The following is a 15615-nucleotide window of genomic DNA, read 5'->3' as shown; positions in this document are numbered from 1 at the left end:
TTGTCTCCTCATTGGTGAGAAGACAGTGTTAAGGAGTTTTGCCCGCCTTGAAAGGTGGGTGTAATTTACCGCTTACGTTTATTCATCCCACCTAGGGCATATTCAACCAGTATTTCATTTTTTCCTCGCACCAGCAGCAAACCAAGTGTTGGTTTGTCATCAGGATGTTTGAGTAGCTTGTCTACGGCTGTCATATACATGCCGAGTTGTGCACCATCGCCTACTTCAAACTTACGGGCTTTAATTTCCAATACAACATAGCACCGAAGCTTTAAGTGGTAAAAAAGCAGGTCCAAATAAAAATCCTGATCCCCAAGCTCTAAATGCACTTGTTGGCCAACGAATGCAAAACCTTGGCCCAATTCAAGTAGAAACTTTTGAATATGAGATACCAATCCTTTTTCTAGCTCCGCTTCCCGCCTTGGTGCATCTGTACCCAAAAAATCGAATAGGTATGGATCCTTGAATACCTGTACTGCCATATCAGAATCGGTTGCTGGCAATGTCTTTGGAAAGTTATTCTGTGCTTTGCCTTGGCGCATGTGTGCTTTCATTTCAATTTGCATCGCCAATATGTTGCGAGACCAGCCATATTTATAGGCGTGCTTAGCGTACCAAAGGCGCTCTTCTTCTGTGCTCAATTTCTCTAATAGCGCAATATTGTGGTACCAAGGCAATTGTGCAAGCACCTCTTGCACAATTTCAAAGTTGGGCCAAGCCGTCGTGAAAGCACGCATATATTTAAGGTTACGAGGAGAAAATCCTTTCATGTCGGGAAAAGCTTCTCTTAGATCATGTGCTAATCGATCAATGATCCTCGCACCCCAGCCTTCAGTCTGTTGCTTTTCCAAAATACGAGAACCGATAGACCAATATAGCAAGACCATATCTGAATTGGCATTTAGAATGACCTTTAGTCAAGTGTTGGCAATATTGGATTTGAGTTCAGCAAGCCAAGAAGTGTAACTTTCAGGTAGTTCAGCTTTTGGTGGTGCTGTTGGAAACATTACTGTGCCATCAACTTTACCGCGCTGGTTTCTATCATGCTTTTTAGTAGGGATAGTTTTTTGTTTTGAAAGTGAGTTCTTTTTAGTCATTCCTGTAATATCCCTTGTGAACTTTATAGGCCAGTAAAGAAAACGGCCGTTTTCTTTACCTAACTTTGTCCAATTCAAGCTGTAACAATTTAACTGAATCCGTATGGTAAATAAATATTGGCAAATTATGAAGTGCTTCCAGTGCCTGGGGTACCGCATCGCGGTTAATGCCATACCCAAATCAATTGTCAAATACGTTTCTGATTGCCTTGGTATTCAACTGGATAAAGTAAAACTACAAAATTACATGCAGCTCAAACAACGCCCACGGCATAAACTATTAATCCTAAAGTAACTATTCACCAAAATCTAATGCATCGACGCATCTCTTTGAGAAATAGTATTTTTCTTTGCGCGATGGGGATTCTTAAGGGGAGAATCGCGATTCTCCCCTTAAGCGCTGTTAGCGCGGCTTTGCCGCGCTAGGCGTCTGATTAAGAGTAATTATTCAGCATTTTTGCTGAATAATTACAAAAAAAACAAGGCAGGGCCAAAATCATCGTTAGCTTTTCTTGTAGGCCAGGACAGCATCAAACACAGGATGAACGTAAACACTTTTTCCTTTTTTAATGCGCTTGAGTAATCGCTGTTCTTCCAAGCCTCTCAGTGTATGAGAAACATGCGAGGCTGATTTTCCTAATTGCTTAGCTAACAACGACACGGAACAATTTTCATTATTAGCGACGACTTTTAGTATCTCTTCTTGTACTTCAGATAAACTTTTTTGCTTCATCCGTTCTTTTATCAGCCTATCAACCAATGGTTTGGCCATTTCTAACGAAATCTTATCGGCTAAATCGCCAACATGCAGCATCCTAAGCATTCTTGAAAGTAGCCCAAAGATATAACGTAGCCGACCATTCGTTAATCGATATAAATAAAGCATTGCGGGCCAATCGATCGGTAATTCAATATTCTTATTAACGCGATAATGTTCGACTCGGCGCATGATTAACGTTTTAAATTCTTTTTCACTGAGCGGGTCAATAAACACTTCATGACTAATAATATCATCAAGCCGATCAACTTCTTGTGCAATAAAAGATCGCAAACCTGTGTCACCAACTAATATCCAGCTGACGCCATCTGTTTGCATGTAATCCCGTAGCGAATTGAATAAATACTTAAGATGGTCTTCTTCATGAATAACACCAACATCCAGATTGTTGAGTTGAATAAGTAATCCATTTTTAAACCCAAGTTTTTTCGTAATATTGGCTAGCTCTTCTAAGTGATCTCCTAAAACGTTTGTCGGCACAATGACAGGCTGTGTCACAATACCTGGTGCTTTATTGTAATTAAGACCAGCGCTAAACCCATAGCCACCAAGCTGTGCGCCAAAAGAACGATAAACCTCAGCAATACGACTAGAAATCGCTTTTGCTTCTTGAAAGGACTTGTTGTTTTGTACTTTTTTCTCAAAAACGAATTCTAATGCGCGTACCACATTAGAAATAATCGCCGCAAACAGTGTTTCAATCGTCCACCCTGCTTCTACACGAATTTCTTTGGGCGGCGTAAAATAGAGGTCTTTCTCCTGAGCATGAAAACGCATGAGATTAGCAAAGGAGGTTGTACCAACACCTCTGGCTCCTTCAATAATCAAATTAACATTTTTACCCGCAAGAACGTTACTACAAATACGAGCCTCATCAGCATGCCCGACATATAAGGCAAGTGTTTTTTGTTTAATAGGGTCTGTATCTAACGGGTTATCAGTAAACCCAAGTCCATCCCAATCCATTATAAATCCTTAATTGAGTTTTATTGATAAAATCATATCAATTGAATAAAATTTGTCAATTGATATATAGCGGTAAACAAAAATCAATTATCAATGATGACGGCGACGCCAGCGATGACGAATCGCACGATTCCACACGCACTTCGCCACGAAGTAGCTGACAGTCGAGGTAATGACAGCCGTGATGCCCGCGCCTATGAGCAAAGGTTTCCAGATCGAGCCTATATTTTGCGTCAAACTCGCAAGCCCGTGAGTGAAATGCAAATCCAAAGCGGGTGAGCCTAGAATTTTAGCGCCTAACTGGTATTGAAGCACCAAAATAAAAGGCATGGTAAGGGGGTTAGTGATCCACACCCCAGCAACAGAGATAGGCAAATTCGCCCGCCATAGAATCGCCAAAGCGCAAGCCGGAATCATTTGAAACGGCATGGGCAAGTTCGCGCAAAAGACACCAATACTTATCGCTTTGACCACATTGTGTCGATGAAAATGCCATAAATACGGTGCCCGGAGCAGCGGCCCAAAAACCTGCAAAAAGCGGTGTTGTTTAAGCGCTGTGTGACTTGGAATGCGCTTGGCTAGCCAAGCTGGCAGATGTCGCTTTTTTGACAAAATTTTGCCCTACTGTCGATTTAATTGTTTAAATTATGTGATACAATTCTGCCTCTAAATAATTAACGAGGATAGCTCTTATGTCAACGCCAGACTTTAACCAGTTGATGGAACAAGCCAAAGAAATGCAAGAAAAAATGAAGTCCGTGCAAGGTAAAATTACGTCGATTCAAGTGGTCGGTGAAGCCGGTGGCGGCATGGTGAAAGTTACGCTTAACGGCGCGCACCAGTGCAAACGTGTTGAAATCTCCCCCACTTTGATTGGCGAAGAAGACGACATCGATATGCTAGAAGATTTAGTCGCTGCTGCGATTAACGACGCCTCACAAAAAATTGAAGCCATTACAAAAGATGAAATGGTCAAAATGGCCAAAGACATGAAGTTGCCTGAAGGTTTTGAAGGTTTGGGCGATGATGAAGGCGGCCAATTCTAGTGACCTTTAGCACCAAATTACTGGCGCTTATTCAAGCCATGCGTTGCCTGCCGGGTGTTGGCCCGAAGTCAGCTCAACGCATGGCTTTCTATTTACTTGAGCACCGCGATCAAGCGCGCCTACTGGCCGCCTCCATTGATGAAGCCATGGACAGTATTCGCCAATGCAATACTTGCCGAAATTATGCCGAAAGCGAACTTTGTCCGATTTGCGAAAATCCTAAACGAGATGCGCAGCAACTCTGTGTCGTGGAAACCCCGGCCGATGTGATTGCCATTGAAAGCAGCCACAGCTATCGTGGCCTGTATTTTGTCTTGCACGGCCATCTTTCACCGCTTGACGGTATAGGCCCGGAAGATTTAGGCATTCCTACACTCGACGTGGCGCTTCAAAAAGGTGAGGTGAGCGAAGTGATTATTGCCACGAACCCGACCACCGAAGGCGAAGCCACGGCTTTCTACATTTCAAAACTGGCCAAACAACACGGCATTAAAACCAGCCGCATCGCTCATGGCGTGCCCATGGGTGGTGAGCTCGAATACATTGACGGCAACACGCTCGCACTGGCACTGCAAACACGCAAGGTTTTAGAGTAACCTTAAAAACCCCGGTTTGTTTTTCCCGGATTATCGCACCTTCGGTGCTCAATCCAGGCTGCACTCACGAGCAAACACGAAGCAAACCCAACCTGGATTGATCCGCCTTTGCTGCGAAGCAACTACGGTGAGAAATAACCCGGGTTTTTATAACAAATTATACAAACCATCGAAACTACTGTTCGACATAATTAACACCGTATCGCCCGACTTCGCTTCACGATGAATCGCATCCGCAATATCTGCCACCGCATCGCTGGCCAAGAAGCGCTCACCAAAATGGGCTTTTAACGCGGCCAATACCACTTGATTCTGTGTATTAGACTTCACGATCACATCATCCGCCGCTGACAACGCCTCCACAAACGCAGACGGTGCGTGCACCCCTTCTCGCATGGTGTACGAGCCAAACTGCAACACGGCAATAATCCGCCTTGCCCCGACTTTCGCACGCAACGCTTTTAAGGTAGTTTTAATCGCAGTGGGATGATGTGCGAAATCATTGTATATCGTCACACCCTTTTTTTCGGACAAGATTTCCATACGGCGCTTCACGCCTTTAAAACTTTCAAGCGCGGCAGCAATCGCCTTCGCCTCAAAGCCCGCCCTCGTCAACAGGGTGAACACAGCCAAAGCATTCTGCGCATTATGCTCACCGATCAAAGGCCAATGTATGGTTGCAATGGTCTCGCCTTCATTTCGCACATCAAACTGCGAAAAATCCGACGTTATCGCCGCCGCCTGCAAACCCTCTTTCGTGTTAAACCCCTGCGTTTTCGACCAGCAGCCTTGTGCCAACACAGACTGAAGATTATCGTCCGCTGCGTTATACGCAACCAAAGCATTCTGGGATAAAGTTTTCAGCAAATGATGAAACTGACGCTTCACATCTTCAAGGTCACGAAAGATATCAGCATGATCAAACTCTAGATTATTTAAGGCTAAAAAATCCGGGTGATAGTGCAAAAACTTCGAGCGCTTATCGAAAAGCGCAGTATCATATTCATCAGCCTCTACCACAAAATACTGCTGCCCCAAGTGTGCCGACGCCTCGAAACCGTGTGGCAAGCCACCGATCAAAAAGCCTGGGTCTTGCCCAAGCTTTCGTAAAGCGTGCACCAACATGGCACTGGTGGTGGTTTTACCGTGTGTACCGGCCACCGCAAAAATAACACGATCACGCATGACATGCTGATACAACCACTCCGGCGCAGATTGATATGCCATGCGATGAGATAACACCGCCTCAAACTCAGGGTTACCGCGCTTAGTCGCATTACCGACTAACACCACATCGGGCGCGGGGCTTAAATGTTTTGCATCAAACCCCTGAAAGTACTCGATACCCAGATCATTCAGCATGGTGCTCATGGGCGGATAAACGCCCTCATCGCTGCCCGTGACATGAAAGCCCATGGCCTTGGCCAAGGACGCAATACCCGCCATGAACGTGCCGCAAATGCCAATAAGATGAATGTGCCGCATACCTACCCCTTGAACTATCGAGCCAGTATATCGCTTCATTCAGCCAAGGTCACTAGGGGCGCAAGGGACCGGGTAACTGACGCTGACATTCTTCAAGAAGCTGGTTTGTTCTTTGCGTTCTTTCATCATTGTGACCCAAATTGCGGTCACGCAGCTCATACGCTTGCTCTAAATAAGGTCGCGCTTTTTCCGCGTTGCCATCAAGAAACAACGCTCGCCCATAATTATGCAAAATAAGTGAAAGATTCTTGTCTGACTCATCGTAGGCACGAATCGCCAAGGGCAATAAACGAGCCAAAATCTCTGCCGCTTCACCGTAGCGCTTTTCAGCGAATGCCTTGGGCAAAGGCCCTATAAACGCTGCTTTTATTTCGTCTCGCCAGCGCGGGACCTGATCTATGCTTCTTTTATATTCCACCAAATGATTATACGATCGAAAACAAGACTCTAGGCCTGTGATTATCGCGTCGATATAGCCTGTACGGGCAACAAGTCCTCGACACTCTTCAAGCAACTGAAGCAGATTATCAGGCCTAAAAGAAGACAGCGGATTATCTAACAATGCCTTTAAACGACTTTGAATTGCGAGATCAAGCTCAGACTCAACAAGGGAAGCAACAGATCTCTCATCATGGGCAACATCTAAAGCCTCTTCATGCAGTAATGCAACAGGGTTGTATTGTAGCGCACGCCAAACCAAGTAACGCGCGGATGCCTCTGCTGCCGGATAAAAAGCGTTCAGAGTCGTCTCGCTTGACATAACATTAATACCTAAAACCGACCCAAAATGATCCAGCAAACGCAGTATCGTCATGCGCAAACCAATATTACTTTTTTGGCTCACCAAGCCGCCAGAAGTTACTGATGAATTTTTTGCGACGAGAGCAGCCAAATCCTGAGGGAGCTCAAGCTCTTTATCGGGCAACTTTTTCCAATATTGGCCACCAAATAACAAATGCACTGATGAAAATTGAACCCCTGACAAGCATGCAGATAACGGCTCAACTTCCAACCCTACCCGACTTATGAACATCATCTCTCGCCCTTTGTAAACAGGCCAGAAATGCCGTTCATTCGGGTGTTTAATCAAAGGTACATTATTAAGATTAGGCGCCAGTTGAACCTCAAATCCTTGCATGTTGTCTGACGCCCTATAGACCCTGACCGCGTCAGTAGGCATAACAACGTCTATCCACTCAACATCTGAGAAAAGATTTCGTTGGTTAAAGCAGTATTTAGGAAAACCTTCACCACGATGAATGATTTTACAGACCGAACGATCACCAACCCACTGTCGCTCCTTCCTAAGCTCCTCAGAGAAAAATAGCGCCATATGGGTATCAACATGGCTCATCGATACCCCATTTTCCCCGATAAACACCACAATGAGACAATTGCTAAAACCATCCGTCGCAAGCCCTGTAATGCCGTGCTCGAACGATGCCCTTGAAAGCCTCGCGGTTTTACCCTGCGGAACGTAGACCACAGACTGAGAAACCGTTGTTGCCCCAGAAGAAAAGAATGTATCCATAAGTTTACCCTTAAATTTAGGTATACGTTAGCGAATATGCCTTAAGGTTTTATTAAGCCCATTCTGGTAACTTGGCCTAGGGAATAAAATCTGAGGTCGAAACCATACCTCATTTTTTAATGGAGCCAACAAAAAAAGCCTCAGGTATTTTGCTTGCGCCAGCAATCTCTAACCAACAGGTGCACAAGTAGCATAGGCCTGAATGAATGGACAAAATTTGAACCGAGCAAGCCTTGTATTTTTAGCCCAAACTCGCCACAATACACGCTGACTTTTAAGGGGATATCATGGCGAAAAATGCTTTCTACGCCCAGTCTGGCGGCGTGACTTCAGTGATCAATGTGAGTGCTGCAGCAGTGATTGAAACCGCACGGCAATACGCAGGCCAAATAGGCACGGTATACGCTGGTTATCGCGGTATTTTAGGTGCGCTCGAAGAAAACTTGATTGATACGGCACAATTTTCGCCTGAGCAAATCACCGCGTTAAAACACACGCCAGGTGGTGCCTTTGGTTCTTGCCGCTATAAGCTCAAAGGTTTGGATGAAAACCGTAAAGAATACGAGCGCTTGATCGAAGTGTTTAAAGCGCATGATATTGGCTACTTTTTTTATAACGGCGGTAATGATTCCCAAGACACGGCCAATAAAGTGGCCCAATTGAGTGAAGCCATGGGCTACCCGCTGCAATGCATCGGCATCCCCAAAACGATTGACAACGATTTACCCATCACCGACTGCTGCCCGGGCTTTGGCTCAGTAGCAAAATACATCGCAACCTCCACGCTAGAATGCGGCCTGGATGTGAAAGCCATGTCGATTTCCACCAAAGTGTTCATCATCGAAGTGATGGGGCGACACACAGGCTGGATTGCAGCCGCCGCAGGCTTAGCACGCCAAGCAGACGGCCAAGCACCGCACATTATTTTATTTCCCGAAGTGCCGTTTGATGAGGCGAAATTTTTAGCCGAAACACAACGCTGTGTTGAGCAACACGGTTACTGTGTGATTGCCGTGTCTGAAGGCACTAAAACGGCCGATGGTAAATTCATCGCAGAATCCGGCTTGAAAGATGCCTTTGGTCACTCACAATTAGGTGGCGCTGCTACAGTGATTTCTGAATTGGTTAAATCCAAGCTCGGTTATAAAAACCATTACGCGATTGCCGATTACATGCAGCGCTCCGCTCGCCACTTAAGTTCTAAAACCGACTTTGACCAAGCCTATGCTGTGGGTAAAGCCGCCGTGGAGTTTGCCATTGCCGGCAAAACGGCCATGATGCCGGTGATCATTCGCACATCGAATGCGCCGTATGAATGGCACATCGAAGAAGCGCCGTTAAACAAAATCGCGAACGTGGAAAAAATGATGCCGCCTGAGTTTATTTCAGAGGATGGCTTTCATATCACAGAAGCCGCGCGCGAATACTTAGCGCCACTGACATACGGTGAAGCGTATCCACCGTATAAAAACGGTTTGCCGAGCTATGAGCATTTACGCTTTGAACTCATTGACAAACAATGCGCCCCTTTTAAACGTTAATTCACGGAGGAAATGTATGAAAAAAATCCTAATCACATCCCTAGCCGCTCTGCCTGCTATCACGTTTGCAGCTGGTCACAGCTCAGCAACAACACACGCCTTCACGGGGTTTAACCTGGGTCTCGGTGCGGGTATTTCAAGCTTTCGCTTGCCACTTTACATTACGAGTTCTGGCGGACAAACGGATGTTAGCGAATCGAGTACCAGCTGGGCGGCCGAAGCTTTCGCAGCTTATAACTTTCAATGGACTCAACATTGGCTGACTGGCTTACAGCTAAACTATCAGTACAACGCTAACGATGCAGTTTCCCGCTCAACCACGGTCAATCACTTTATGCCGCAACACCTTTGGGGCGGCACAGTCAGACTCGGTTTCGCACCGTCATCATCCCATTATTTCTACGCCGAAGCTGGACCAGAATGGTTAAGAATGAAAGCGCCCGCCAAAGAAAACAATGTTTCACTTGGCACACTCAATTACACAAAAGTCGGTTACAACATTGGACTTGGCATGGTTCAAAAACTTAGCGAGCATTTTTATGCAGGTGCGCACGTCAACTACTACGGGTTCTCAAGCAAAACCCTCTCGCATTCATCCACAGTAACGACGAAAGTGAAAACAAACCTATTAAACTTCATGCTCGACATCGGCTATCAATTCTAAAACCCTTTATCATACTGCGCCAGGTGATGCTTTTTAATCACCAGGCGCACGTATTTCACGTAGCCATCGAGCTCTGAATATGTATCCAAACCTTTAGCCAACGTATAGCCCGTGAGGGGCTCACCCTCTTGCACGCGTTTCTCACGCAAAGCACGAAACTTGTCATAGTTATAATGAGTGTTTAAATTGTGCATATAACTCTGCACTGAGGCATACGGCGAATCAAATTTCTCCACCAAAAACCTTTCACCTTTAGGGCGACGCTTTGGCATTAAGCCGCAGCCGGTTTTAAAGCAGTGCTGACCAAAATAATTATTCGCTTCTTTAGCAAAGCGTGATGTGCCCCAAGCCGATTCAATCGCGGCCTGCGCAATCACAAGCGAAGGCGGAATGACATTCACGCGGCGTAACAAGGTTTTCCAAGTGGTTTTTTTCGTAAAATCAGGTGACTTCATGCCATAGTAGTTAGCCAGGCCGGCCATCCACTCCCAACGGGGCGTACCCAGCTGCTCACCTTGTTTATACAAGGCATAATAATCCAATAAACGCTTACGATTAGCGAGGATAACATTGTCAGCTTTGATGGCCAAGGGTGCGATGCGATGAATGAAGGCTTGAGTTTTTTGATGAATTTGAGCAGGGGTCGAAGCAAAAGTGAGCGAACTCAGCAGAAAAAAACACGAAGAAATAATAATGCGCATGCAAACTTCCCTATTTGAAAATAAAATAAACGGCACCAGCCAAGCATAATGCAGCCCAAATATAATTAAGCGACAACCCCTGTCTCATATAAAGCACAGAAAAAGGCACAAACACCGATAAAGTAATAACCTCTTGCGTGATTTTTAACTGAGCCAAGGTCATGTGCCCAACCTCAAACCCAATGCGATTAGCCGGCACTTGAAACATGTATTCAAAAAACGCAATCCCCCAGCTGACGACGACAGCGAGTAATAAAGGTTTTCCAGCTAAATTTTTCAAGTGCGCATACCACGCAAAGGTCATAAAGGTGTTTGAGCAAACTAACAGCAACACCATTTTAAGATAAGGCGACACACCACCCCTCCCTTGAAAGCCATGAAAAACGCAGCGGGCCAGCCGACCCGTATCGGCATGGCGCGCCAAATCACTTTAACTAATCTCTACACCGCTTTGACGGCCCAATCGATTCTCAGGGTTGATTTTTTTACACTGATAAAAGTACACATGCGCCTTTTTAAACGCGGTCACTTCGACATCAGCCACACTCACATCAGCAGGTAAATTGATGTTCATGTAGTTTGCATGCACAGGGTTCTTATTGAGGTAATCCACACCTTCGCCCGCCATATATTCAACAGGGCCGCCAAAGTGAAACTGCGCCTTGGTTTGGACCGCACCCCAGCTGTCCGTTAACGTTTTACCAACGCGACGGCAACCCCAAGCTTTAGTCGGCGCGACATTCACATTGTAATGAAGCGTACTGCCATCGGCTAAGGTTTTGGTTTGAAACTTGGTTTGCTCCTTTGCAATACTGCTGCACGCTGCAAGCGCAACGCAGGCCGGAATAATAAACGCAAATTTAGGTAAACTTCTCATAGCTAATCTCCTTATGATTAGGCTTTTAATTTAATCGAAACCGTCAATTTAAACAAGGCGAAAATTGTCTCACCATCAGCGCTTAAAGCCCGCGCCTCAACCGCGGCTTCTTCACGTTCGCCGCTTTGTACCGCCCGATTAACCAAGGCTTTTAAACTCGCCGCATCATCACACACAAAGGTGACATCCGTATCGGCACGCTTAAGAAAATCCATGTGCATATCCTTAAACACCAAAACAATGGGCTGCTGGGATAGCTCAATAAAATACAGCGCCAAAATGCCCGGCGCTAGTTCACCCCCCATGGCCAAAGCCCCCAAATACAAAGACTGAACATGGTTCGTGGTTTTTTGGGTTAAAGGAATCGTAAGTGCACAACGAGCCTCACTCACATCATCAACGACAAAATCCGTATACGCTGTCATTGGCACCATCTGTTTAATTTTTTCTTCAAATACTCGACAAAGGTTCATAGCCTCTCCTTATGCGTAAGGGTTATCGCCAGAAGCGTGATCCGTGGCATCCAACACTGCGATGATTTCGGGAAAGCGATCGCAGAGGTTCTTCTCTATACCCTGCTTCAATGTGATGTCCGCCATGCTGCAGCCCTGGCAGCCACCACCAAATTGCAGCACGGCCTCATTGGCGCCGGTGATTTCCACCAAACGCACCATACCACCGTGCCCCGCCAACTCAGGGTTTACTTCAGATTCAATAAAAAAGACCACGCGCTCAAACAGCGGCGCATCATCGCCCAAATAATTCAAAGGATTCAGCTTAGGGGTGGTCATCACCAGTTCCTGCGACAGGCCATTTTTCTCCAGGTCGATTTTAGTCTCTTCCAGGTAAGGCACGCTTTTGCCTTCTACGAAGACTTGAAACCCCGGAAAATCCAAAATTAAGTCTTCCGTATTCTCAGGGCCCGGCACGAAAAACCGTACGCCGCATTCTGCAAACGGGGTGTCTAAATCAATCGCTTCAACGCGGATCGCCACATCCGGGTTTTTCTCACGCTCTTTTTCAAGCAATTTTTTTAGGTACGCTTGCGCGCTGTCTGTGATAGTAATCATAGGGCTCATCCAGTTTTGGGCACATTTTACCTGGCGGATTGATATAAATCATCCTTTCTGGCACAGTAATTAGGTATATTTCAGCCCAAGCAAATCCACGAGGCAAAAAGCATGAACACACAGCTTGAAACAGTTAAAAACTACCTGATGGGCCTGCAAGATCGCATTTGCCAGGCGCTAGAAATCAGCGATGGCCACGCACGCTTTGAAGAAGACCTCTGGGAACATAAAAGCGGTGGTGGCGGACGAACCCGGGTGATCGCAAACGGTGCGGTGTTTGAAAAAGGCGGCGTGAACTTTTCTCACGTTAAAGGTGCCAGGCTGCCTAAAAAGGCCACTGATGGCCGTATTCACATCCCAGAAGACAGCCCGTTTGAAGCCACGGGCGTCTCGCTGGTTATCCACCCCAACAATCCGTTCGTGCCGACCTCACACGCCAATGTGCGTTTTATTTGTGTGACGCCTAAAGATCAAGAGCCCATTTGGTGGTTTGGCGGCGGCTTTGATTTAACCCCCTATTATGGCTTTGAAGAAGACTGCATACACTGGCACCAAACCGCGAAAGACGCTTGCGAGCCCTTTGGCGAGCAGGTTTACCCCGAATACAAACGCTGGTGCGATGAGTATTTTTACCTGCCTCACCGTGGTGAAGCGCGTGGTGTTGGCGGCTTGTTTTTCGATGATTTAAACGAAGGTGGCTTTGAACGCTGTTTTTCGCTCATGCAAAGCATCGGCGAGCATTACACTCAAGCGTATATTCCGATCGTTGAAAAACGCAAACACACACCGTTTACGGATCAGCACAAAGATTTTCAGCGTTACCGTCGTGGGCGCTATGTGGAGTTTAACCTCGTCTATGACCGCGGCACGATTTTTGGCCTGCAATCCAAAGGCCGAACTGAGTCGATCTTGATGTCGCTACCGCCTGAAGTCACCTTCAAATACGACTGGCAACCCACCCCCGGCAGCGCAGAAGCCAAGCTGTACACCGACTTTTTGCCTGCGCGGGATTGGTTGAGATAGCCGGCAAGTTGTTTTTCGAGCTTTAGCGTTAGGGTAAGCCAGGCACTTACGGTATACTCATCAGTGAGCAAACTCCAACAAGGAAGAGCAAAATGAATAACAACCCAGCGCCAACAGCCAACGATACCCCTTCTAGCGGCCGCACAGCCAGAGTAACAGTCCTAGGTTTATTGAAGCAAAACCAACAGGCCCAAGCAGCCCGCGATGCTCAGCAACAGGCCGATGATGCTAGTCAGCTCGCAGCATCGCTTGCAAGGCTAAACATTCGCCGCTAAAAAAGAAACCGAAAAGCTTGCCATACCCTAATCCTTTGATATACTGGCGATCCTGTGTGCCGGGGTGGCGGAATTGGTAGACGCGCCGGATTCAAAATCCGGTGTTGGCGACAACGTGTCGGTTCGAGTCCGACCCTCGGTACCATTTAAAATCAACAAACTCAAACTTACGAAAAGTTTCTGGCTCTCTATTCATTGGCCACGCGACTCTATCTTTTATTACAGGTCGTTTTGTTTATAATAGAACTCAATTTGAATTAAATTGTGATAACCGTGAAACTCAGCTCATTAAATACCATCAAACTAAAAGTTCCTTTAAATAAGCTGATGAAAACCAGACATGTTCACCTTGAGCATGTTTATTGCCTTCTTTTTTTACTGCAAACGGATACCGGCATTGAAGGACAGGGGCTGCTTCGAGCATCTACGCTAGCTGATATTAATATAATAGAAAATTGTATTCATACTCTCTTTTCTGAAAAATTATTGCAACAAGGATTTGTTTCACCCGAAGCCTTATGGCAACACCTTTGGCTACATAAACGTAATCATTTACAATCTGGTTATGCACTCTATGCGTTAGCCGCGATTGACTTAGCCGCCTGGGATATTCAGGCTAAACATGAAAACAAACCTCTCCATCAATTATTTAATATCAAAAAAGATTTCGTTGTGCCTTATGGTAATGGCGGATGGTTAACTGATACTCATCAAGAAATGAAAGAAGACGTTGCTTGGTATTTAGATCGTGGCTGTCATCATTTTAAAATGCGCATTGGCTGCGACAATGATCTCGAAAGAATAAAATTTTTACGTCATACGTTTGGTAACGATCTGACATTATCGGTTGATGCTAATCAATATTATGATTTTGATTCCGCCATTGAAATAAGCAAACGGTTAGCTGATTTCGATGTCGCCTGGTTTGAAGAGCCCCTATTTAGCAATAGCATCACAGAACTGGCCAGGTTAGCTGAACTCAGTCCTGTAGCAATTGCGACCGGTGAAAATATGAATTGTCACTGGGCGATTCAAGATGTCTGTACTTTAAAAGCCGCCAAAATATTACAACCTGATGTTATTTATCAAGGTGGAATAACTGGATTTAAGCGTTCAGCCAAAATAATTAACGATGCAAATTTAATTTTAGGTCCACATTTATTTCATGAGCTATCTTGCAGTCTAGCTGGACTTTGCGATAGCCATTACATCGAACACATTGATTTTTTTCCTGAAGATTTATTTACCCATGATTTCAATATTAAAGACGGAAAAATAAAGCTACCTAAAATGCCAGGACACGGGGTTGTTGTGCCTCAACAAGCCATTAAGAAATATCAATTGCAAAATTGATTTGTAATTATTCAGACGCCTAGCAAGGCAAAGCCGCGCTAACGGCGGGTTTGAACTCGCGACCCTTATTATAGGGTTTTTTATTATCTAAGCACCAGGTCATCGAGGCCCTGGCCACGGCCGTCCTTCAGCTTCTTTTTGGTCTAACCTTTTTTTTAAATAATCACGCTCATTTTCTCTATTACAAAAAGCGCTTCCGGTAACAATACCTGTAGGAAAATATATTTCTGTTTTATGTGTCATTTTATTCACCTAATTAGGCTACTCCAAAAAGAGGGTGTTATCATGCGGATAGACATGACGCAACATGCGTCACGCTTAATGCGTCATAAAACCGTATTATTCAACCCTACGTGGCCAATGCAGGCCAATTCTCCTCATCCTGTAAAACTGGCCGCCTAAATTTTTTTGAGAAAAGTGTAGCCCGGATTAGCGCGAAGCGCGTAATCCGGGGGGAATTTCCCGGGTCACGACCCGGGCGACAAAAATATGGTGAGCAAAGTTTATTTATTTTCCTGCAACGCGTTGCGAAACTTAGCGACTTCAGAAAGACTCAAGTTCAGCGCTTTGGCCACAAATTCATCGCTCGCGCCCATAGCAAATAAATTGAGC

The 15615-nt window shown here is 45.6% G+C and carries 16 protein-coding genes, 1 tRNA gene and 1 pseudogene; 8 read left to right on the top strand and 10 right to left on the bottom strand.

The window, feature by feature from the left end; all coding sequences use genetic code 11:
• Positions 1-65 precede the first annotated feature (65 nt).
• From COV52_06820 to COV52_06810, 3 genes and pseudogenes are all read right to left on the bottom strand, one after another.
• Positions 66-1097, bottom strand: a pseudogene (locus tag COV52_06820) (hypothetical protein).
• A 502-nt stretch (positions 1098-1599) separates the two neighbouring features.
• On the bottom strand, positions 1600-2841 hold the full coding sequence (locus COV52_06815; protein ID PIR10883.1) for a hypothetical protein: 1242 nt from the start codon (positions 2839-2841) through the stop codon (positions 1600-1602).
• Between the two features lie 90 nt (positions 2842-2931).
• Positions 2932-3456 carry a hypothetical protein gene (locus COV52_06810; protein ID PIR10882.1) on the bottom strand — a complete coding sequence of 175 codons (525 nt, stop codon included), beginning with the start codon at positions 3454-3456 and terminating at the stop codon, positions 2932-2934.
• A gap of 77 nt (positions 3457-3533) precedes the next feature.
• Here COV52_06810 and COV52_06805 point away from each other — a divergent pair, with 77 nt between their 5' ends.
• Together COV52_06805 and COV52_06800 are read left to right on the top strand one after the other, a co-directional pair.
• Positions 3534-3887, top strand: coding sequence for a YbaB/EbfC family nucleoid-associated protein (locus COV52_06805; GenBank protein PIR10881.1), 354 nt, complete (start codon positions 3534-3536; stop codon positions 3885-3887).
• 38 nt (positions 3888-3925) lie between these two features.
• Complete coding sequence (locus COV52_06800; GenBank protein PIR10885.1) at positions 3926-4483, top strand: recombination protein RecR; 558 nt, start codon at positions 3926-3928, stop codon at positions 4481-4483.
• 147 nt (positions 4484-4630) lie between these two features.
• Here the strand turns inward: COV52_06800 and mpl are convergent, their stop codons facing one another.
• Together mpl and COV52_06790 are read right to left on the bottom strand one after the other, a co-directional pair.
• The gene (gene mpl / locus COV52_06795; GenBank protein PIR10880.1) at positions 4631-5968 is read right to left on the bottom strand and encodes a UDP-N-acetylmuramate:L-alanyl-gamma-D-glutamyl-meso-diaminopimelate ligase; all 1338 of its coding nucleotides are present in this window, start codon (positions 5966-5968) and stop codon (positions 4631-4633) included.
• A gap of 52 nt (positions 5969-6020) precedes the next feature.
• Entirely contained in the window at positions 6021-7499 is a 1479-nt protein-coding gene (locus tag COV52_06790) for a hypothetical protein (GenBank protein PIR10879.1), read from the bottom strand.
• A 284-nt stretch (positions 7500-7783) separates the two neighbouring features.
• Between COV52_06790 and COV52_06785 the strand changes: the two genes are divergently transcribed.
• Both COV52_06785 and COV52_06780 read left to right on the top strand, forming a co-directional pair.
• Positions 7784-9040, top strand: coding sequence for a 6-phosphofructokinase (locus tag COV52_06785; GenBank protein PIR10878.1), 1257 nt, complete (start codon positions 7784-7786; stop codon positions 9038-9040).
• Complete coding sequence (locus tag COV52_06780) at positions 8985-9704, top strand: hypothetical protein (GenBank protein PIR10877.1); 720 nt, start codon at positions 8985-8987, stop codon at positions 9702-9704. The genes COV52_06785 and COV52_06780 overlap by 56 nt, the downstream gene beginning before the upstream one ends.
• Here COV52_06780 and COV52_06775 read toward each other — a convergent pair.
• The 5 genes from COV52_06775 to COV52_06755 form a co-directional block, all read right to left on the bottom strand.
• A complete protein-coding gene (locus COV52_06775) occupies positions 9701-10405 on the bottom strand; it encodes a flagellar biosynthesis protein FlgJ (protein PIR10876.1) in 705 nt (234 codons plus the stop codon). The genes COV52_06780 and COV52_06775 overlap by 4 nt on opposite strands.
• 10 nt (positions 10406-10415) lie before the next feature.
• Positions 10416-10760, bottom strand: coding sequence for a hypothetical protein (locus tag COV52_06770; protein ID PIR10884.1), 345 nt, complete (start codon positions 10758-10760; stop codon positions 10416-10418).
• A 75-nt stretch (positions 10761-10835) separates the two neighbouring features.
• Positions 10836-11282: a hypothetical protein gene (locus tag COV52_06765; GenBank protein PIR10875.1), complete on the bottom strand. Its 447-nt coding sequence runs from the start codon at positions 11280-11282 to the stop codon at positions 10836-10838.
• Between the two features lie 17 nt (positions 11283-11299).
• Positions 11300-11755: a hypothetical protein gene (locus tag COV52_06760; protein PIR10874.1), complete on the bottom strand. Its 456-nt coding sequence runs from the start codon at positions 11753-11755 to the stop codon at positions 11300-11302.
• Between the two features lie 9 nt (positions 11756-11764).
• Positions 11765-12352 carry a Fe-S biogenesis protein NfuA gene (locus COV52_06755; GenBank protein ID PIR10873.1) on the bottom strand — a complete coding sequence of 196 codons (588 nt, stop codon included), beginning with the start codon at positions 12350-12352 and terminating at the stop codon, positions 11765-11767.
• A 111-nt stretch (positions 12353-12463) separates the two neighbouring features.
• Here COV52_06755 and COV52_06750 point away from each other — a divergent pair, with 111 nt between their 5' ends.
• The 4 genes from COV52_06750 (at position 12464) to COV52_06735 (ending at position 15003) form a co-directional block, all read left to right on the top strand.
• Positions 12464-13375, top strand: coding sequence for an oxygen-dependent coproporphyrinogen oxidase (locus tag COV52_06750; protein PIR10872.1), 912 nt, complete (start codon positions 12464-12466; stop codon positions 13373-13375).
• A 92-nt stretch (positions 13376-13467) separates the two neighbouring features.
• A complete protein-coding gene (locus COV52_06745) occupies positions 13468-13650 on the top strand; it encodes a hypothetical protein (GenBank protein ID PIR10871.1) in 183 nt (60 codons plus the stop codon).
• Positions 13651-13708: 58 nt separating this feature from the next.
• Positions 13709-13795: transfer RNA gene (locus COV52_06740), tRNA-Leu, on the top strand.
• A 119-nt stretch (positions 13796-13914) separates the two neighbouring features.
• The gene (locus COV52_06735) at positions 13915-15003 is read left to right on the top strand and encodes a hypothetical protein (protein PIR10870.1); all 1089 of its coding nucleotides are present in this window, start codon (positions 13915-13917) and stop codon (positions 15001-15003) included.
• The last annotated feature ends 612 nt before the right edge of the window (positions 15004-15615 follow it).

The organism is Gammaproteobacteria bacterium CG11_big_fil_rev_8_21_14_0_20_46_22, from assembly GCA_002796245.1.
Lineage (GTDB): Bacteria > Pseudomonadota > Gammaproteobacteria > UBA12402 > UBA12402 > 1-14-0-20-46-22.
The sequence above is the reverse complement of the archived record's forward strand: the minus strand, read 5'-3'. Positions and strand labels throughout refer to the sequence as shown.